At 74.3% G+C, this 19,273-nt stretch carries 15 protein-coding genes; 10 read left to right on the top strand and 5 right to left on the bottom strand.

Annotation, left to right across the window (positions count from 1 at the left end; genetic code table 11):
* Nucleotides 1-10 precede the first annotated feature (10 nt).
* On the bottom strand, nt 11-1,333 hold the full coding sequence (locus ACQEUU_RS26665) for a CehA/McbA family metallohydrolase (RefSeq protein WP_433070882.1): 1,323 nt from the start codon (nt 1,331-1,333) through the stop codon (nt 11-13).
* Nucleotides 1,334-1,442: 109 nt separating this feature from the next.
* Entirely contained in the window at nt 1,443-2,978 is a 1,536-nt protein-coding gene (locus tag ACQEUU_RS26660) for an aldehyde dehydrogenase family protein (RefSeq protein ID WP_433070880.1), read from the bottom strand.
* 116 nt (nt 2,979-3,094) lie between these two features.
* Here ACQEUU_RS26660 and ACQEUU_RS26655 point away from each other — a divergent pair, with 116 nt between their 5' ends.
* Nucleotides 3,095-3,445 carry a hypothetical protein gene (locus ACQEUU_RS26655; RefSeq protein ID WP_433070878.1) on the top strand — a complete coding sequence of 117 codons (351 nt, stop codon included), beginning with the start codon at nt 3,095-3,097 and terminating at the stop codon, nt 3,443-3,445.
* 22 nt (nt 3,446-3,467) lie between these two features.
* Here the strand turns inward: ACQEUU_RS26655 and ACQEUU_RS26650 are convergent, their stop codons facing one another.
* Complete coding sequence (locus ACQEUU_RS26650; protein ID WP_433070876.1) at nt 3,468-5,048, bottom strand: ABC-F family ATP-binding cassette domain-containing protein; 1,581 nt, start codon at nt 5,046-5,048, stop codon at nt 3,468-3,470.
* 353 nt (nt 5,049-5,401) lie between these two features.
* On the opposite strand from ACQEUU_RS26650, the gene ACQEUU_RS26645 reads away from it, so the two are divergent.
* The 3 genes from ACQEUU_RS26645 to ACQEUU_RS26635 all read left to right on the top strand — a co-directional run bounded on the left by ACQEUU_RS26645 (nt 5,402) and on the right by ACQEUU_RS26635 (nt 9,510).
* Nucleotides 5,402-7,015, top strand: a complete 1,614-nt coding sequence (locus tag ACQEUU_RS26645) for an FAD-binding oxidoreductase (RefSeq protein ID WP_433070874.1) — start codon at nt 5,402-5,404, stop codon at nt 7,013-7,015.
* A 343-nt stretch (nt 7,016-7,358) separates the two neighbouring features.
* Nucleotides 7,359-8,975, top strand: a complete 1,617-nt coding sequence (locus ACQEUU_RS26640) for a sulfatase-like hydrolase/transferase (RefSeq protein WP_433070873.1) — start codon at nt 7,359-7,361, stop codon at nt 8,973-8,975.
* Nucleotides 8,976-9,027: 52 nt separating this feature from the next.
* Nucleotides 9,028-9,510 carry a MarR family winged helix-turn-helix transcriptional regulator gene (locus ACQEUU_RS26635; protein WP_433070871.1) on the top strand — a complete coding sequence of 161 codons (483 nt, stop codon included), beginning with the start codon at nt 9,028-9,030 and terminating at the stop codon, nt 9,508-9,510.
* Here ACQEUU_RS26635 and ACQEUU_RS26630 read toward each other — a convergent pair.
* Nucleotides 9,507-9,899, bottom strand: a complete 393-nt coding sequence (locus ACQEUU_RS26630) for an STAS domain-containing protein (RefSeq protein WP_433070869.1) — start codon at nt 9,897-9,899, stop codon at nt 9,507-9,509. The genes ACQEUU_RS26635 and ACQEUU_RS26630 overlap by 4 nt on opposite strands.
* Nucleotides 9,900-10,083: 184 nt before the next feature.
* Here ACQEUU_RS26630 and ACQEUU_RS26625 point away from each other — a divergent pair, with 184 nt between their 5' ends.
* A complete protein-coding gene (locus tag ACQEUU_RS26625) occupies nt 10,084-11,133 on the top strand; it encodes an alpha-hydroxy acid oxidase (RefSeq protein WP_433070868.1) in 1,050 nt (349 codons plus the stop codon).
* Here ACQEUU_RS26625 and ACQEUU_RS26620 read toward each other — a convergent pair.
* Entirely contained in the window at nt 11,105-11,668 is a 564-nt protein-coding gene (locus tag ACQEUU_RS26620; RefSeq protein ID WP_433070866.1) for a cupin domain-containing protein, read from the bottom strand. The genes ACQEUU_RS26625 and ACQEUU_RS26620 overlap by 29 nt on opposite strands.
* A gap of 79 nt (nt 11,669-11,747) precedes the next feature.
* On the opposite strand from ACQEUU_RS26620, the gene ACQEUU_RS26615 reads away from it, so the two are divergent.
* The 5 genes from ACQEUU_RS26615 to ACQEUU_RS26595 are packed head-to-tail and all read left to right on the top strand — an operon-like array spanning nt 11,748 to nt 19,193.
* On the top strand, nt 11,748-13,253 hold the full coding sequence (locus ACQEUU_RS26615) for an SWIM zinc finger family protein (protein WP_433070864.1): 1,506 nt from the start codon (nt 11,748-11,750) through the stop codon (nt 13,251-13,253).
* Between the two features lie 34 nt (nt 13,254-13,287).
* Nucleotides 13,288-14,628 (top strand): DUF5691 domain-containing protein, encoded by a 1,341-nt coding sequence (locus ACQEUU_RS26610; RefSeq protein ID WP_433070862.1) that lies wholly within the window; start codon nt 13,288-13,290, stop codon nt 14,626-14,628.
* Nucleotides 14,625-15,689 (top strand): ATP-binding protein, encoded by a 1,065-nt coding sequence (locus ACQEUU_RS26605; protein ID WP_433070860.1) that lies wholly within the window; start codon nt 14,625-14,627, stop codon nt 15,687-15,689. The genes ACQEUU_RS26610 and ACQEUU_RS26605 overlap by 4 nt, the downstream gene beginning before the upstream one ends.
* Nucleotides 15,686-17,989 (top strand): DUF5682 family protein, encoded by a 2,304-nt coding sequence (locus tag ACQEUU_RS26600; protein ID WP_433070858.1) that lies wholly within the window; start codon nt 15,686-15,688, stop codon nt 17,987-17,989. The genes ACQEUU_RS26605 and ACQEUU_RS26600 overlap by 4 nt, the downstream gene beginning before the upstream one ends.
* Nucleotides 17,982-19,193: a VWA domain-containing protein gene (locus tag ACQEUU_RS26595; RefSeq protein WP_433070856.1), complete on the top strand. Its 1,212-nt coding sequence runs from the start codon at nt 17,982-17,984 to the stop codon at nt 19,191-19,193. Before ACQEUU_RS26600 ends, ACQEUU_RS26595 begins: the two co-directional genes overlap by 8 nt.
* Nucleotides 19,194-19,273: the final 80 nt, after the last annotated feature.

Below are 19,273 nucleotides of genomic sequence, written 5' to 3'. Positions count from 1 at the left end.
CGCGTTCTCCTCAGCGGAGCCGCGCCAGGTACACCCGCCGCGCCTCCTCCACCACCTCCAGGACGTCCTCGGCCACCCGGTCCCTGACCTGCTTCTTCAGCAGGTCGAGCCAGCGCAGGCAGAACGTCACGTCCTCCTCCCTGGCCACCCTCCGGTGACACACGTCCAGGTAGACCGGGCTGCTGTGGGCGACCACCCGCCCGCCGCCGCCCTCCGCGACCGCGACCACGTACGTCGGCCACACCACCTGCAGGCAGGCGTTCAGATCATCGGCGGACTCCCCGGCAGGCCCCGACGCCAGCTCGCCGTCGGCGGTCAGCAGGCGCACCCGCTCCGCACCCTCTCCGAGCACGCGCGCCGTCACCCGCACCGTCCCGCCCGGCCTGAGGTCGAGCGTGGCGCCCGGCCCGCGGCCGTCCACCTCCAGTTCCAGGAACGGGCCGGTGGTGACGAACGTGCGGCCCCGCCGCACCGCCCGCGCGTACGCGCCCGCGGTCAGCCGCCCGTCGACCCGCGCGTACGTGCGTTCCCTCCCGATCGGGCCGAGCCGGCGGGTGCCGCCGCCCGTGGCCCCGATCCGGTTGCCCGCCCCGATCAGCCGCCGGTACGCCGCCGGGGACCCGATCGGCGACGGAAAGCCGTCGACCAGCCCCAGCGCCGCGTCCACCACGGCCAGGCGCGCGTCGACCCCCGCGTCGCCCCCGCTCATCAGCTGGTCGGCCGTCTCGGCGGGACCGGCGCAGGGGTTCGCGTAGGTCGCCAGGGCGCCGCGGTCGCGCACCGCACGCAGCGCCTCGGGGGAGAGCGGCCACGCGCCGAGCCCGCGCACCTGGTGGACCAGGTCGACCCGGGCCACGTGCGTGCCGTCCGACCACGGCAGGTCGCGGCCCGCCCAGTGGTCCGGCCACTCGCCGTCGCGCGCCGCCAGGTTGACCACATGCAGGTCCTCGCCGTGCTGGGCGGCGGCCACCCACTCCGGCGGACGGTTCAGCGGGACGTGCAGGTCGGCGCCGTACCAGCCGCGCGCCGCGGCGTCGTACAGGCGCGGCGGAGCGAGCTCCACCAGCGTCTCGCCCGGACCGGGCAGCAGCGTGGTCTCCACACTCGCGTGCTCGGGGCCTCTCGCCGCCCGGACGGTGACCGGCTCGCCCGGCACGGCCAGGACGAGGTCGTCGCCGTGGAAGTACGGCAGGCCGTCGAGATCGTGGGCGGGGACCGTGCCGGGCGGGCACCAGCCGCGGCCGTCGCGGGTCCGGACGCTCCAGCGGCAGGGGAAGCCGGCCCGCAGGCGGAGGGCCCGCCGACCGGCTAATGGTTTCGGATAGTCACGCATCGGCTTCTCCCCGTGATCGAAGGCGCCGCCATCGTGACATGGCCGTGTCCCGCCGGGAAGGGCCCCCTGCCCGGCGGGGGTGGCTTCTGTTACACCTCGTGGTAAAGACCTAGAGCCGGAACCCCGGGTCGGGGGTAATCTCCGCCACGTCCATCTGCGCCTTCTGCAGCCGGCCCGAGTGGTCCCAGTTCATCGACTGCCAGCGGGTGAACTGGTCGAGCACCCACATCCCCGACTGGCGGCTGCCGTTGCCCGACTTGCCGTTGCCGCCGAACGGCAGGTGGGCCTCGGCCCCGGAGGTCGAGTTGTTGACGCTGACCATGCCCGCGGAGACGCCCTCGCGGAAGGCGAAGGCGTGCTTGGCGTCGGTGGTGTAGATGGAGCTGGACAGGCCGTAGCCGGGCCGGTTGGCCAGCTCGATCGCCTCGCTCAGGGTGGAGAACGTGGTGACGCCGACGATCGGGCCGAACGTCTCCTCCAGGAAGATCCGGTCGTCCGGCCGGACCCCGTCGACCACGACCGGGTGGTAGTAGAGGCCGTCGTCGCCGGTGAAGCCGGCGCGCGGGTTGCCGGCGGTGATCCGCCCGGTGGGGCCGGACACGACCCGGTGGTGCGGCTGGATCCAGGTCAGGTACTCCTCGTACCGGTCGGCGAACTTCTGGTCGAGCAGCGGCCCCGCCAGCACGTCCTCGCGCGGGTCGCCGACCCGGGCGGCGTCCAGCGCCCGGACGAGACGGGCGGTGAAGTCCTGATGGACGCTCTCGTGCACGATCACGGTGCCCAGGCTGGTGCAGCGCTGGCCCGCCGTGCCGAACCCGGAGAACAGCGCGCCCTCCACGGCCAGGTCCAGGTCGGCGTCCGGCATGATCACCATCGGGTTCTTGCCGCCGAGCTCCAGGCAGGGCGACTGCAGGTGGCGGCCCGCCAGCTCGCCGACCTTCCTGCCGACGTCGCTCGAACCGGTGAACCCGATCTTGTCGACCGTGCCCTCGGTGAGCGCCTTCTCCAGGCCCGCGAAGGTCTGGGGGCCGTCGGCGAAGACCACGTTGAGCACGCCGTCGGGCAGGCCGGAGGCCGCGAACAGCCGGTACATCGCGTGCGCCGACGCGGCGGCGTACTCGGCCGGCTTCCACACCACCGCGTTGCCGCACAGCAGGGCGGGCACGAGGTACCACGACGGGACCGCCACCGGGAAGTTGCCCGCCGTGATCACCGTGGCCACGCCCACCGGGTTGCGGAAGGTGAACAGGTTCTTGTCCGGCATCTCCGAGGGGACCGTCTGCCCGTAAAGCCTGCGGCCCTCGCCCAGGAAGAAGTCGCACGTGTCGACGATCTCCCGCACCTCGCCGAGCGCCTCCGCGTACGGCTTGCCGATCTCCTCGGTCACCAGCGCGGCCAGGCTCTCCGCGTTGTCCTCCACCAGCCTGCCGATCGAGGCGATCACCCGGCCGCGGACCGGGGCCGGGACCTTCGCCCACTCCCGCTGGGCGTCCCTGGCGGTGCGGCAGGCGGCGGCGAACGTGTCGGCGTCGGCCATCCCCACCCGCGCCACCACGTCGCCGAGCCTGGCGGGGTTGACGGAGGCGTACGTGTCCGACCCGGCGGCGTCCTTGCCGCCGACGACGGAAACAATCTGACGGGTCACGGGTGCCCTCCTCATAGGTTCTCCGGTCAGACAATCATCTCCTGGGACATTTCCCAACTTACGCACCGGGCCAGGGATTTCCTCCGGGCGGAGAGCCGAGCGGCTAGCGTGTCCCTATGATCATCCGTACCTGGAGAGGCTGGACGCGAGCGGCCGACGCCGCCGACTACGAGGCCTACCTGATGCGCACCGGGTTCGCCGAATACACCGCCACCCCCGGCAACCGGGGCGCCTACTTCACCCGTCGCGACGCGGGGGAGCGCGCCGAGTTCTTCCTGATCACGATGTGGGACTCGTGGGAGGCGGTGAAGGCGTTCGCCGGGGAGGACCCGTCCGTGGCGGTCTTCTACCCCGAGGACGACCGCTTCCTGGTCGGCAAGGAGCTGACCGTGGACCACTACGAGCTGTTCGCCAGCACGGAGGACGGGCCCCGGCCGCCGGACGCGGCGCGGGCGCCCGCCCCCTGACCGCCGGGACCCCGCGCGCCGTTCACCGCTCCTTCGACAGCCATCGGGTGACGTCCAGCGTCTCCAGGAAGGGCAGGTCGTGGCTGACCACGATCAGCGCCCCCCGGTAGGCCGACAGGGCCTGGGAGAGCTGACGGACGCTGGCCAGATCGAGGTTGTTGGTGGGCTCGTCCAGCAGCAGGAGCTGCGGCGGTGGCTCGGCCGACAGCAGCGCCGCCAGCACCGCGCGGAACCGCTCGCCGCCTGACAGCGTGCCCGCCGCCCGCTCCGCCCGCTCGCCCCGGAACAGGAACCGCGCCAGCCGCGCCCGCACCTCGTTCACCGGCGCGGACGGCGCGAAGCGGCGCACGTTGTCGAGCACGCTCAGCGAGTCGTCCAGCAGGTCGAGCCGCTGGGGCAGGTAGCCGGCGCGGACCGGGCCGTCGCCGGCGGCGATCCGCTTCAGCAGAGTCGTCTTGCCGGAGCCGTTCGGGCCGACCAGGGCGATCCGTTCGGGGCCGCGGACGACCAGCTCCTCGACCGGCTCGCCCTCGCCGTCCGGCCCGCCGCGCAGCTCGTACAGGCCCGTCAGGCCGGAGAGGGTCAGGACCGTGCGGCCGGCCGGGACGGCCGTCCCCGGCAGCGTGACCCGGATCTCGTCGTCCTCGCGCAGCGCCTGCTCCGCCTCGCTGAGGCGGTCGCGGGCCTGGTCGAGCCGCTCGGCGTGGAGGGCGCGGTGCTTGCCCGCCGACACCTGCGCCGCCCGTTTCCTGGCGCCCATGACGATCTTCGGCTCGCGCTTGTTCGCGTTCATCTTGTTGCCGTACCGGACCCTGCGGTCCAGCTTGGTGGCCGCCTCCTCCAGCTCGCGTCGCTGCCGCCGGACGTCGCCCTCGGCGGCGCGGATCGAGCGCTCGGCCGCCTCCCGCTCGACCTCCAGCGTCTCCTCGTACGCGGTCAGGTTCCCGCCGAACATCCGCACGGCGCCGTCCCGCAGGTCGGCCACCTGGTCGACGAGGTCGAGCAGGGACCGGTCGTGGCTGACGACCACGAGCACCCCGGACCACGACCGGACGGCGGCGTAGAGCCGGCGGCGCGCCTCGAGGTCCAGGTTGTTGGTGGGCTCGTCGAGCAGGAGCACCTCCGGGCGGCGTACGAGGAGCGCGGCCAGCCCGGTCATGACCACCTCGCCGCCGGACAGGGTGGCGGCGGTGCGGTCCAGGTCGAGGTGGCCGAGTCCGAGCCGGTCGAGCTCGGCCCTGGCGCGCTCCTCGATGTCCCAGTCGTCGCCGATCACGGTGAAGTGCTCGGCGGCGGCGTCCCCGCTCTCGATGGCGTGCAGGGCGGCGCGCTGCCGGGTGATGCCGAGCAGGTCGGCGACGGTGCTGCCGGTGGCCAGCGGGAGGTTCTGCGGAAGATATCCGACCTCGCCGGCCACGCTGATCGTGCCGGAGGACGGGCGCAGCTCGCCGGCGATCAGCCGCAGGAGGGTCGACTTGCCGGATCCGTTGACGCCCACCAGGCCGGTGCGGCCGGGGCCGAAGGCGACGTCGAGGTCCGACACGACGGGCGTGCCGTCTGCCCACTCGAACGAGATGGCGTCACAGACGATGGAGAAAGACATAAGGGCGGCTCCCAGACGTGTCTAGCGATTTCGGGACACGTGGAGACACCGCGCGGCGCAGGCCGGGAAGACTGGAAGGGAGGATCGCGTGCCGGAGTCGAGGCGATCGTCTGAGGTCGGGCGTGCGCACAGCGAAAGGGGCGCGGCGTCTCGGCCTCAGATCTCCAACAGGATCACCTCAGGGGTCGGCGACAAGGACGCCGTTACTGTACCCCGTCCCGGCCCTGTCGATCAAAGGGTTTTCGCCGAGGGGTGGAGCCAGTTCCACCCCCGATGTGCATCTGGCGTCATTCCCGGGGCGGGCCGCGTTCCCTAGCGTCGTGGACAGGCGTTCACGAGTCGAGGGGGTCGGCATGAGCGAGGTCACACGCCGGGCGTTCATCGGCGCCGGCGCGGCGGTCGGCGGCGGGGCGGTAGCGGGCGGGGGCGCGGGCGGGGGCGCGGCGCCCGGCCGGGAGGAGCCGCCGTTCGGGCCCGTCGTGGTGCGGCCGGGGGACCCGCGCTACGAGGACCTGGCCGTACGCAGGACCAACCAGCGCTTCCGGCACGAGCCGGAGTACTTCTGCCTCGCCACCACCACCGAGCAGGTGGTCCAGGCGGTCCAGGACGCCGTGCGGGCGGGCAGGCGGGTGACCGTGCGCAGCGGCGGCCACTGCTACGAGAACTTCGTCGGCGACGGCGCCCAGGTCGTCATCGACCTGTGCGAGATGTCCGGCGTGTCCTTCGACAGGAAGCGCGGCGCGTTCGCGATCGAGGCCGGCGCCACGCTGATGAACGCCTACCGGACGCTCTACCTGGGCTGGGGCGTGACCATCCCCGGCGGCCAATGCGGGGGCGTGGCCGCCGGGGGGCACATCGCGGGCGGCGGGTACGGGCCGCTGTCCCGCCGCGACGGGCTCACCGTCGACTACCTGCACGCCGTCGAGGTCGTGGTCGTCGGCCGCGACGGCCGCGCCCGCGCCGTCGTCGCCACCAGGGACCCCGCCGACCCGGACCACGACCTGTGGTGGGCGCACACCGGCGGCGGCGGAGGCAACTTCGGCATCGTCACCCGCTACTGGATGCGCGACCCGCGCGCCCGCGGCGACGACCCGGCCACTCTGCTGCCCCGGCCGCCCCGTACCGTCCTGTCCGGACTGGCCATGTGGTCCTGGGACGGGATGGACCGCGCCTCGTTCCGCAGGCTCCTGCGCAACTACGCCGAGTGGCACGTCCGCAACAGCGACCCCGGCAGCCCGTACCTGTCCCTGTGGGGCTCGCTGCTGATCCCCGGCAGGCAGGCGGGCGCCGACCCGGGCGGCGTGATCATGCCCACCCAGATCGACGCAGGCCTGCCCGGCGCCGAGAAGCTGCTGCGCGACCACTTCGCGTTCGTCGCCGAGGGGGTGGGGCCGCGGCAGCTCGTCCTGCCCCTGACGCGCGAGCCGTGGCACCAGGCGGTGCGCAATCTCAGCCTCGGCGCGGACGCCGAGAGCGGCCGCTACAAGGGCAAGGCGGCCTACCTGCGGGAGAGCTTCACCGACGAGCAGGCCGACGTGGCCTTCGACCACCTGCACGAACCCGGCGAGATCTCCTCCGCGGGCCTGCTGTGGCTGCTGTCGTACGGCGGCAAGGTCAACACCGTGCCGCCGGACGCCACCGCCACCGTGGAGCGCCGGTCGGTGCTCAAGGCGCTGAACCTCGTCACCTGGCAGCCGGACCAGGACGGCGACGCGCACCTCGCCTGGGTGCGGAGCCTGCACCGGGGCCTGTTCGCCGGCACCGGCGGCGTCCCGGTCCCCGGCGGCAACTGCGGCGGCGCCTACATCAACTACCCCGACGCCGACCACGCCGACCCGGCCTGGAACACCTCCGGCGTGCCGTGGTCCACCCTCTACTACGGCGGCAACTACGCCCGCCTGCAGCGCGTCAAGCGCCGTTACGACCCCCGGGACGTCTTCCGCCACGCCCTGTCGGTGCGGCCGTAGCGGGCACCGGCCGGCTTCGCGCGCCGAGGCGGCAGGAGCCGGCCGGCGCGATCTCCGCGTTCCCGGGTGTGGGGCGGGAGCGGCGTGCTTCACTACGGAGACAAGGATCACCAGGCGCGGGGAAAGAGGTGAGCGACTGGCGCGACAAGATCGAGAGCGGTACGGTCGTCGCTGGCCGCCCGTTGCCCCAACGGACGAGCCGCCTCCCGAGCTCAAGGAGATCTGCAAGCTCCGGGACCACTGCCGACGAGCGCGCCCTGGTTTCCTACGGCTCCGGCAGAGTCCCCTTGCCGTTTTCCGGTGCTTCGCACGTCGATCTCACACTGCGTCAAAGGTGTCCTGCATGATCCCCGCTCCTTCGCGTCGGACCCTCCTGGCGGGCGCGCTCGCCGGTCTGTCCGTCCCCGTCGCCGCGTCATCGGCGCAGGCGGCCCTCGCCTCCCGGCCCAACTTCCTGATCATCCTCGCCGATGACCTGGGCTGGGGCGAGATCGGCATCAACGGCCAGAAGGAGATCGCCACTCCGGCGATCGACCGGCTGGCCGCCGAAGGGGTGCGCTTCGAGGCCGCCTACGCGGGGGCGCCGCTCTGCGCGCCGTCGCGCTGCTCCCTGCTCACCGGCCTGCACGCCGGGCACGCCACCGTGCGGGACAACCCGGACGGCGGCCCGCAGGGCGCGCTGGTCGAGGCCGACCTGACCTTCGCCGAGCTGCTCCAGCTGTCGGGCTACCGCACCGCGTGCATCGGCAAGTGGGGGTTCGGGCCCGAGCTGCCCGGCCAGCCGTCCCACCCGAACCGGCGCGGCTTCGACGAGTTCTACGGCTACATCACCCACCGCCACGCCCACCAGTACTATCCCCGCTACCTGTGGCACAACGCCGGCAAGGTGGCGCTCACCGGCAGGGCGTACGCGCCCGACCTGTTCCTGCGGCAGGCCGTCGACTTCATCAAGCGGCCGTCCGACCGGCCGTTCCTGCTCTACTTCCCGACGAACCTGCCGCACGCGCCGAGCGAGGTCCCCGGCAACGCCGGGCAGTACAAGGACAAGCCGTGGACCCGCGCCAACCGGCGCCACGCGGCCCAGGTCACGCTGCTGGACTCGTACGTGGACAGGCTCGTGGACGCGCTGCGCGAGAGCGGCAAGGCGGCGGACACGATCGTGCTGTTCATGAGCGACAACGGCCCGCACCGCGAGAAGGGCGTGACTCCCGGCCTGTTCGACTCCAACGGCCCGTTCCGGGCCGACAAGCGCGACCTGTACGAGGGCGGCATCCGGGTGCCGCTGATCGCCTGGTCGCCGAAGCTGCGCTCCCGGGTGGAGACGCGGCCGGTGGCCTACTGGGACCTGCTGCCGACGCTGGCCGACCTGGCCGGCGTGCCTGCGCCGGACGGGATCGACGGCCGCTCGTTCCGGGGGATGCTGCACGGCGGCGACGGGCCCGATCACGACCACCTGGTGTGGAACCGGCCGCGCAAGGCGCAGGCGATCCGCCGCGGCCGGTGGAAGGCGATCAGGTTCGCGCCCGGCGTCGCGGGCGCCGGCCCCGAGGGCAGGATCGAGCTGTACGACCTCGACACCGACCTCGGCGAGCGGAAGGACGTCTCGGCCGAACGGCCGGAGCTGGTCAGCGAGCTGATGGGGCTGCTCGACCAGTCGATCGGCCCCGACCCGCGCCGCCCGTACGGGCTGAGGATGGCCGCGTCCGGTGACCAGGTCACGGTGACGCTGGTCAACGGCTCGGCGGTCACGTGGCGGCGGGTGCGGCTGGCGATCGGCCTGCCGCGCGGACGCCGGGTGACCTCCCCCCGCGAGGTGGCCGAGCTGCTGCCGGGTGAGGAGATCAGCGCGACCTTCCGGGTTCCCGGGCACGGGATGGTCACCGGGTCGGCGGCCTTCCGCACGGGCAGCCGGCGGCACACGTTCCGCCGGACCTACAACCATCAACGCAGTCTTGTGTGAGATGTCCGGATAAGTCAGGAGCCTCTGCGGTAAAGCGTGTACAAAAAGGGCTATGTCAGAGTCGGCGGACGACCTCGCCGCGGTGACCTCCGCGGTGCTGACGGCCACCCGCCTGCTCGTCGGCATCGCCGCCCGCTCGCTCGGCGCGGTCGCGGAACGGGTCACGCTGTCGCAGTTCAGGATGCTGGTGGTGCTGGCCACGCGGGGGCAGACCAAGCTCGTCACGATGGCCGAGCTGCTGAACGTCAACCCCTCCACCGCCATGCGGATGGCCGACAGGCTGGCGGCGGCCGGCCTGGTCGTGCGCGAGGTCAACCCGCTCAACCGCAGGGAGAGCCTGATGCGGCTCACCCCCGAGGGCCGGCGCGTCGTGGACGAGGTGACCGCCCGCCGCCGCGCCGAGATCGCGGCCATCGTGGCCCGCATGTCGCCCGAGCAGTGCCGCTCCCTGGTCACGGCCATGAACGCCTTCAACGCGGCGGGCGCCGAGCCTCCCGAAGGGGGCCCGCACCCGCTGGGCTGGCCTGAAGGCTAGGACGTGATCGGCCGGGGCAGCGCCGCGATGGCCTCCGCCACCGTGTCGTACGTGCGGAACCGCCGGCTCAGGCCCGTGATGGTGAGCACCCGCCGGATGCGCGGATGGAGCTCGCACAGGACCAGGACGCCGCCGGACGCCTCGGCCCCGGCCGACGCCGAGATCAGGACGCTGAGGCCCGAGGAGTCGCAGAACTCGACGCCCTTCATGTCGACGACGACCCGCGCCGGCTCGGTGCTCGCGATGGCCTCGGCCAGGCAGCGGCCGCACTCGGCGGCCGTCGCGATGTCCAGCTCGCCCGACAGGCTCAGGACCGTGGCGCCGTCGACAGGGGTGATGACGCAGGAGAAGCCGGGGTTCACGTCTCCGCCCTCCAGAAAGTGTGACATTTCACCCTTGGATCACCATTGCACAATGCAAGGGATTCTTGCCGTACCCACGATATGGCACGCACATGCGCCGAGTCCCGCTAATCTCTCCGCCGCGGGCCGGCAGAGGTGACGCCGCGCGACTGAAGCGTACGTCCTGAGACAGACGATTGCCAGGTCCGGCCTTTGCCGTCACATTGGTCGGGTGGAACCCGTCAACCTCCGCGAGTACGAGACGGCCGCCAGGGACAAGCTCGACCCCGGCCTCTACGGCTACTTCGCCGGCGGGGCGCAGGACGAGGTCACGCTCGGCGCCAACGAGGCGGCGTTCCGCCGGCTGATGCTGGTGCCCCGGGTGCTGACCGGGGCCGGCGAACCCGCACTGGACCTCACCCTCCTGGGGCGGCAGGCGTCGATGCCGGTGCTGGTGGCGCCCAGCGCGTTCCACCGGCTGGCGCACCCTGAAGGAGAGCTGGCCACCGGCCGGGCCGCCGCGCGGGCCGGCGTCATCATGATCAACGCGATGCTGTCGACCGTGGCGATGGAGGACGTGGCGGCCACCGGCGCCACGCTCTGGTTCCAGCTCTACCTCCAGCCGGACCTGGGCTACACCGAGCAGCTGGTGCGGCGGGCCGAGGCGGCCGGCTGCCGGGCGCTGGTGATCACGGTCGACTCGCCCGCGCTGCGGACCGGCGAACGCGCCAGGAGCGCGCTGCTCGACCTGCCGCCGGGCCTGTCGTGCCCGAACCTGGGCGGGGCCGGCGACATCCGGCAGGTCACGCTCTCCCCGGAGATCTCGTGGCGGCACATCGACTGGCTGCGCGGCGTCACGTCGCTGCCGATCGTCCTGAAGGGCATCCTGCACCCGGCCGACGCCGCCCTGGCCGTCGCGCACGGCGCCGACGCGGTCATCGTCTCCAACCACGGCGGCCGCCAGCTCGACACCGCCCCCGCCACCATCGACCGCCTCCCGCTGATCGCCGAGGCGGTGGGCGGCCGCGTGCCCGTCCTGCTCGACGGCGGCGTGCGGCGCGGCACCGACGTCGTCAAGGCGCTCGCCCTGGGCGCGACCGCCGTGGCGATCGGCCGGCCCGTGGTCTGGGGGCTGACGGTGGCGGGCGCCGACGGCGTCGCCCACGTGCTGGCGCTGCTGCGCGCCGAACTGGCCAACGCCCTCACCCTGTGCGGCCTCGGCTCGGCCGGTCAGGTGCCGCGCGACCTGGTGGTCAGCGACGGTCCGGCGGCAGCGCGGTGAAGTCCGCGAACGTGAACCCGGGCGACACCACGCAGCTGACCAGCACCTCCCGCTCCTCCGCGGGCCGGGCCGACTGCCACACCCCGGCGGGCACCACCGCCTGCGGCACCTGTCCGCGCTCCACGTCCGGCCCCAGGACGACGCTCTCGTCCCCGATCACCAGCCGCAGCGGGCCGCCCCGGTGCCACAGCCACGCCTCGTCGGAGCGCACCATGTGCGGCACCGACTCCTCGCCCGGCATCAGCAGGAAGTAGATCCCGGTCGCGCTGACCCGGTCGCCCTCGTACCCGTCAGGCTGGAACGTCACCCCCGACCGCCACGTCTCCCTGAACCAGCCGCCCTCGGGGTGCGGCAGCAGGTCGAGCGCCCGCGCGACCGGCGGGCGCGGCACGAACCCCACCGGCGCGCCGGTCACGTCGCGCCGCAGGAACCGCGTCCGGTCGAGCACGAGCTGCCCCTCCAGTCCCCGCGCCAGCGCGTCCGCCTCGTCGGCCACCTCGAGGACCGGCCCGTCCGGGTAGATCATCAGCTCCATCCGGCGGATTGTACGGGGCGCCGGTTGATCGTCCGCGCCCGGTCGCGGAATGTCGGTCGGCGTGGCTAATGTGCGGCGGGTGATCGAACGGTGGAGCCGTGATCAAGTCCTCTCGCTCGCCCCCGACGCGTCCTCCCGCAAGGCGGCCCAGGGCGTCGCCGCGGCGGGCAAGTGGCGGGTGCGCGGGGTGACGGGCGAGGTGCTGTTCGGCGAGTGCCAGGGCAGCGGGGCCTCGCCCTACCAGGCGTGCGTCGACCTGAGCGAGCCCGCCTACCGGTGCGGCTGCCCGAGCCGCAAGTTCCCCTGCAAGCACGCGCTGGGGCTGCTGCTGCTGTGGTCGGCCGACGGCGTGCCGGAGACGGACGAGCTGCCGGCCTTCGCGGCGGAGTGGCTGGCCCAGCGGGAGGCCCGCGCCGCCCGCTCGGCCGCCCGCCTCGAGGCCGCCCGCGCCCGGTCGGCCGCCACCCAAGACGACCCCGGGAGCGGCTCTGGGGCCGGTTCCGGGACTGGCGGGGATCGAGACGGCTCGGCCGGCGACCGGCGCGGCGCCTTGGGCGGCGAGGACGGGTGGGGGAGCGGCGCCCCGGACGGCGGGTCGTCCGGCGACGGCCCATCGTCTGGCGACGGCGGGGCGTCGTCCCGTGACGGCGTGTCTTCCCGTGACGGCGTGTCTTCCCGTGACGGCGTGTCTTCCCGTGACGGCGGGTCGCCGCGGCATGCGCGGGTCGCGGCCGGGCTGGCGGAGGTGGAGCGGTGGCTGGCCGACCAGATCCGCCAGGGCCTGGCCACGGCCGCGCCGCACGACTGGGAGGGCCTGGCCAAACGCCTCGTCGACGCCCAGGCGCCCGGGATGGCGGGCACGGTCACCAGGCTCGCCCGGGTCAGGGAGGAGGACGAGTGGCCGGGCCGGCTCCTGGAGGAGTACGCCCTGCTCCATCTGCTCGCCGTCGCCTACCGCAGGCGGGCCGGGCTTCCTCCCGGCCTGGCCGAGACGGTGCTCATGCGGGTCGGCTTCCCGGTCACCCGGGAGGAGGTCCTGGTCCGCCCGGCGGTGCGCGACCGGTGGGACGTCCTCGGCCTGCGCGACGAGGAGCAGGACCGGCTCACGGCCCGCCGGGTCTGGCTGCGCGGCCGGGAGACGGGCCGCGCGGCGCTCGTGCTGTCCTTCGCCCCGGCAGGTCAGCCCCTCGACGCCTCCCTGGTGACGGGCACCACGATCGACGCCGACCTCGCCTTCTACCCCGGCGCCGCCCCGCTCCGCGCGCTGGTGGCCCGCCGCCACGGGTCCGAGCCTTCCGCCGCGACGGGCCCCCCGCCTGGAGCGGGCGTCGCCGAGGCCCTGGAGGAGGTCGCCGCGGCGCTGGCCGCCGACCCGTGGACCGAGTCCTGGCCGCTGGTGCTGACGGGCGTGGTGCCCGGTGAGGACACGCTGGCCGGGTTCCCGCTGCTGGCCTCCTGGCGCGGGGTGTGGCGGCTGCTCGCGGTGTCCGGCGGGCACCCGGTGACGGTGGCCGTCGAGTGGACCCCCCGGGGGCTGCGCCCGCTGACGACCTGGGACGAGGACGGGACGGTGGTGATCCTGTGAGGAGCGCGACGCGGAGGTGGACGGTGAGCACCCCATGAGCGACTGGGCGGACCTGGCCTCGACGGCCCTCGTCGGGACCGATCGCCGGCCGTACCCCGGAGACCTGCTCGCCGCCGCCGCGGTGGAGACGGCGCGGCGCCGGGCCGGCCGCCGGCCCGCCGAGAGCGGGGCGGGCGAGGCCGCGCCCGAGGAGGAGCAGGAGCCGATCGGCAGGCGGGCCGCCGAGCGGCTGGCCCGCATCGTCGGCGGCGAGTACGAGCGGCTGCTGCCCGAATGGCTGGCCGGCGCCGCCGCCACCGGCCGCCGGGTGCCCCCCCACATGCTGCCCGAGCTGCTCGAGCGCGGCCGGTGGGACCGCTCCGTACGGGCCCATCTCGGGGTGCTGGCCGGGCGGCGCGGCCGGTGGCTCGCCGCCCGCAACCCGGTGTGGACGTACCTCCTCGACGAGCCGACCGGTGAGACGTGGGAGCTGGGCGGCGCCGCCGACCGGCGCGCCCACCTGCGGCGGCTCAGGAAGAGCGACCCCGCTGAGGCGAGGCGGCTGCTGGAGAGCACGTGGGAGCGCGAGACGCCCGACGACCGGGCGGCTTTCACGGAGATGCTGGCCGACGGGCTGTCCATGGACGACGAGCCGTTCCTGGAGTCGGCGCTGGACGACCGGCGGCGCGAGGTCCGCCAGGAGGCCGCCAACCTGCTCACGCGCCTGCCGGAGTCGCGGCTGTCGCGGCGGATGGCCGAGCGCGCCCGCGCCTGCCTGACCGTCGGGCCCGCCGTGATCCTCGTCGAGCCGCCCTCGGGCTGCGACAGGGCGATGGAGCGCGACGGCATCAGGGCCAAGCCGCCGCGCGGGTTCGGCGAGCGGGCCTGGTGGCTGCAGCAGGTCATCGCCCGCGCGCCGCTGTCCATGTGGGGTGAGCCGCCCGAGAGCCTGCTCGCCCGGCGCGTCCCCGAGTGGGACGGCGAGGTGAAGGCCGGCTGGGTGCGCGCCGCGGTGCTGCAGCGCGATCCGGCGTGGGCGCGGGCGATGTTCGCCTGGGACCCGATCGCCGACCTGCTGGAGGCGCTCGGCCCCGGCGAGCAGCAGGAGCTCGCCGCCGGCTTCACCCGGGCCCACGACCTCGACAGCCAGTTGATCATGGTGTTGGGCGGGGTGTCGCCCTCCTGGCGCGAGCCCCTCGCCTCCGCCGTCCTGCACAAGATCGTAAAAGTGGCCGCCACCCAGCCGTGGAACCTCGACGAGCTGGTCCGCCTGGCCGGCGAGCGCATCGACCCGGGCCTGGCCCCGCTGGCCGAGAGCTGCTCGCCCGCGCCGTCCGTCCAGCAGGTGGCCGCCCTCCTGCGCTTCCGCGCCGAGATGTTCAAGGAGCTGACATGACCGTTCTGCGTCCCCACGCTGAAGACCAGTACGCCGACGAGCTGGCCCTGCTCGCCAAGGAGGACGACCGGCCGCGCCCGCCCGGCTGGAAGCTCTCGCCGTGGGCGGTCACCACCTACATCCTCGGCGACGGCGACCGCGTCACCCCCAAGTACGTCGGCGCCCGCCGCATCGTCGAGGTGGCCGTCGCCACCCTGGCCACCGACCGGGCGCTGCTGCTGCTCGGCGTGCCCGGCACCGCCAAGACCTGGCTGTCGGAGCACCTCGCCGCCGCCATCAGCGGTGACTCGACGCTGCTCGTGCAGGGCACCGCGGGCACCGCGGAGGAGGCCATCCGGTACGGGTGGAACTACGCGCGGCTGCTGGCCGAGGGCCCGTCCCTGGAGGCGCTGACCCCCTCGCCGGTGATGCGGGCGATGGCCGAGGGCCGGGTGGCCAGGGTCGAGGAGCTCACCCGCATGCCTTCCGACGTGCAGGACGCGCTGATCACCGTGCTGTCGGAGAAGACGCTGCCGATCCCCGAGCTCAACCGCGAGGTGCAGGCCGAGCGCGGCTTCAACGTCATCGCCACCGCCAACGACCGCGACCGCGGCGTCAACGAGCTGTCCAGCGCGCTGCGCCGCCGCTTCAACACCGTCGTGCTCCCGGTGCCCGCCACCGCCGAGGAGGAGGTCGACATCGTGGCGCGCCGCGTCGCCCAGCTCGGCCACTCGCTGGCGCTGCCCGAGACCGTCACCGCGCTGTCGGAGATCCGCCGCGTGGTGACCGTCTTCCGCGAGCTGCGCGCCGGCATGACCGAGGACGGCCGCACCAAGGTCAAGTCTCCCAGCGCCACGCTCTCCACCGCCGAGGCCATCTCGGTGCTGACCAGCGGCATCGCCCTGGCCGCCCACTTCGGCGACGGCGTGCTGCGGCCCGCCGACGTGGCCGCCGGCCTGGTCGGGGCCGTGGTGCAGGAGCCGGTGTCCGACCGGGTGGTGTGGCGCGAGTACCTGGAGACGGTCGTCCGCGAGCGGTCCGACTGGCGCGACTTCTACCGCGCCTGCCGCGAGGTGTCATGAGTCACGTCGCCGTCCTGGGCGTCCGCCACCACGGCCCCGGCTCGGCCCGCGCCGTCCGGGCCGAGCTCGAACGCCTGCGCCCCGGCGTCGTCCTCGTCGAGGGCCCGCCGGAGGCCGACTCCCTCGTCCACCTCGCCCCCGACCTCGAACCGCCGGTCGCGTTGCTGGCCCACGTCCCGGGCAGCCCGTCCAGCGCCGCCTTCTGGCCGTTCGCCCGCTTCTCCCCGGAGTGGCAGGCGATCCGGTACGCGGCCGGGGCGGGCGTCCCGGTCCGCTTCTGCGACCTGCCCGCCGCCTGCACACTCGCCGAGCCCCGGGAGCCCTCGGGCGCGCAGGACGACCCCGTACGGATCGATCCCATCGGCTCGCTGGCGGGCGCCGCCGGCTACGACGACCCCGAGCGGTGGTGGGAGGACGTGGTCGAGCACCGCGGCGACACCCCGTTCGAGGCGATCGCCGAGGCCGTGGCCGCCGTCCGGGAGGGGTACGTCCCGGCCGGGCGGGAGGCCAGGCGCGAGGCGTACATGCGCAGGACGCTGCGTGCGGCGATCAAGGAGGGGCACGAGCGGATCGCCGTGATCTGCGGGGCCTGGCACGTGCCCGCGCTGACCGGGCCGCTGCCGCCGGTCAAGGACGACAACGCCGTGCTGCGCGGCATGCCCAGGGCGAAGGCCGAGCTGACCTGGGTGCCGTGGACTCACGGGCGGCTGGCCTGGTGGAGCGGCTACGGGGCCGGCATCACCTCGCCCGGCTGGTACGACCACCTGTTCACGGCGCCCGACCGGCCGATCGAGCGGTGGCTGGCGAGGGCGGCGGGGGCGCTGCGCGAGGAAGGGCTGGCGGTGTCGCCGGCCCACGTGATCGAGGCGTCGCGGCTCGCCCACGGGCTGGCGGCGCTGCGCGGGCGGCCGCTGGCCGGGCTCGGCGAGGTGACCGAGGCGGCCAGGGCGGTGCTGTGCGAGGGCGACGACCTGGCGGTGGAGCTGATCCACCGGCGGCTGGTGGTCGGCGACCGGCTGGGGCGGGTGACCGACGGCACCCCGATGGTGCCGCTCCAGCGTGACCTGCGCGACCGGCAGCGCGCGGTGCGGCTCCGGCCGGAGGCGCTCGACCGGGAGCTGGACCTCGACCTGCGCAAGCCGCTCGACCTTTCGCGCAGCCACCTGCTGCACCGGTTGCGGCTGCTCGGGGTCGGGTGGGGCGAGCCGGGGGAGGCGCGGGGCAAGGGCACGTTCAGGGAGACGTGGCGGCTGCGCTGGGAGCCGGAGTTCGACCTGACGCTGATCGAGCGGGCGGCCCTGGGCACGACGGTCGCGGCCGCCGCCGCCCGCCACGCCCGCGACCGCGCCACCGGCACGTCCGCTCCCGCCCCGGCGCCCGGCGACGCGCCGGGGGCCGGGGCGGCGGGGGGTTCTGCGGGGTCCGGTGGCGAGGACGGCGGGGTGTCGCTGGCGGAGCTGACCGCGCTGGTGGAGCAGTGCCTGCTGGCCGACCTGCCCGAGGCGCTGCCCGACGTGCTGGCGGCGCTGTCCGCCAAGGCGGCGCTCGACACCGACGTCACCCGGCTCATGGCGGCGCTGCCGGCGATGGTCCGCGCGCACCGGTACGGCGACGTACGCGGGACCTCCGCCGAAGGGCTGACGGTGATCGTGCGGTCGATGCTGGACCGGATCTGCGTGGGCCTGCCCGTCGCGGTGACCCGGCTGGACGACGAGGCGGCGGCCGGGCTGCTCGGCCACGTCGACGCCGTGCACGCCGCCATGGGCCTGCTGGACGAGGACGCGGGCGGGCCGGATCACCCCCCGGACGCGGGGGAGCGCGGCGGCGCGGCGTCGCCGCGTGAGCGGTGGCTGGCCACCCTGCGCGGGCTGTGCGGGCGTCAGGATCTGCACGGCCTGGTCGAGGGACGGCTGACCCGGATCCTGCTCGACGCCGGTGAGATCGACGACGCCGGCGACCGGATGGCCAGAGCCGTGTCGCGCGGCGAGTCGCCCGCCAGGACGGCCGCCTGGGTCGAGGGGTTCCTGTCCGGCGGCGGCCTGCTGCTGGTGCACGATCCGCGCCTGTTCGGGCTGGTCGACGAGTGGCTGACCGGGCTCGGCGCGGAGCAGTTCGTCGAGGTGCTGCCTCTGCTGCGGCGTACCTTCAGCGGTTTCGCCGCGCCCGAGAGGAGAGCGGTGGGCGAGCGCGCGCGCCGGGGCGGGCGCGCGGCGGAGGACGGCGAGCCGGAGCTGGACGAGCGGCGGGCCGCCAAGGCCGGGCGCACCGTGCTGGAGATCTTGGGGAGTGGGCATGGCTGACCAGGACGAGCGGCTGCGCCGGTGGCGGCTGGTGCTCGGCGGCGGCGACGCCGACGGCACCGGCCACGGCCTGAGCGGCGCCGACGCGGGGATGGACGCGGCGCTGGCCGCGCTCTACGGGCAGGGCGCTCCCGGAGGCCAGGGCGGCCCCGGAGGCCGGGGCGAGCGGGGTTCCGGGCGCGAGGGCGGGCTGGGCGCGTCGGCGCCGCGCGTGGCCCGCTGGCTCGGCGACATCAGGACCTACTTCCCTTCGACGGTCGTGCAGGTGATGCAGAAGGACGCCATCGAGCGGCTCAACCTGACCCGCCTGCTGCTGGAACCGGAGATGCTGGAGGCCGTCGAGCCCGACGTCCACCTGGTGGGCACCCTGCTGTCGCTCAACCGGGTGATGCCCGACCAGGCGCGCGAGTCGGCCAGGGCGGTGGTCCGCGCGGTGGTCGCCGAGCTGGAGCGGCGGCTGGCCCACAGGACCAGGGCGGCCGTCACCGGCGCGCTCGACCGCAGCGCCAGGAACCACCGCCCGAAAAGGGTGGCCGACATCGACTGGGACCGCACGATCCGCGCCAACCTGAAGAACTACCTTCCCGAGCACGACACCGTCGTCCCGTCCCGGCTCGTCGGGTACGCGCGCAGGCAGCGGGCGGTGCAGCGGGAGGTGGTGCTGGCGATCGACCAGAGCGGGTCGATGGCGGCCTCGGTGGTCTACGCCGGCGTGTTCGGCGCGGTGCTGGCCTCGACGCGGTCGCTCAAGACGTCGCTGGTCGTCTTCGACACCTCCGTGGCCGACCTGACCGACCAGTTGCACGACCCGGTGGAGCTGCTGTTCGGCGCCCAGCTCGGCGGCGGCACCGACATCAACCGGGCGATCGCCTACTGCCAGGGCCTCATCACCCGGCCCACCGACTCGATCTTCGTGCTGATCAGCGACCTGTACGAGGGAGGGATCCGTCAGGAGATGCTGCGCCGGGTGGCCGCGATGACGCAGGCCGGGGTCCAGGTGATCGTGCTGCTGGCGCTGTCGGACGAGGGCGCGCCCTTCTACGACCACGAGAACGCGGCGGCGCTCGCGGCGATGGGCGTGCCGGCGTTCGCGTGCACGCCCGACGCCTTCCCCGATCTGATGGCCGCGGCGATCGAGCGCCGCGACATCGGCCGGTGGGCGGAGCGCAACCTCGGCGTCCGCCCAGGTCCGGCCGTGCCCTGAGCGGTCGCCGGGGGCTCCGGGTGGCCGGATGTCCCGAGTCCTGCGTTTCGTCCACGGCGCGGCGGCGGGCACACTGGAGG

This window comes from Nonomuraea sp. CA-218870 (assembly GCF_050936535.1).
Classification (GTDB): Bacteria; Actinomycetota; Actinomycetes; order Streptosporangiales; family Streptosporangiaceae; genus Nonomuraea; species Nonomuraea corallina.
The sequence above is the reverse complement of the archived record's forward strand: the minus strand, read 5'-3'. Positions and strand labels throughout refer to the sequence as shown.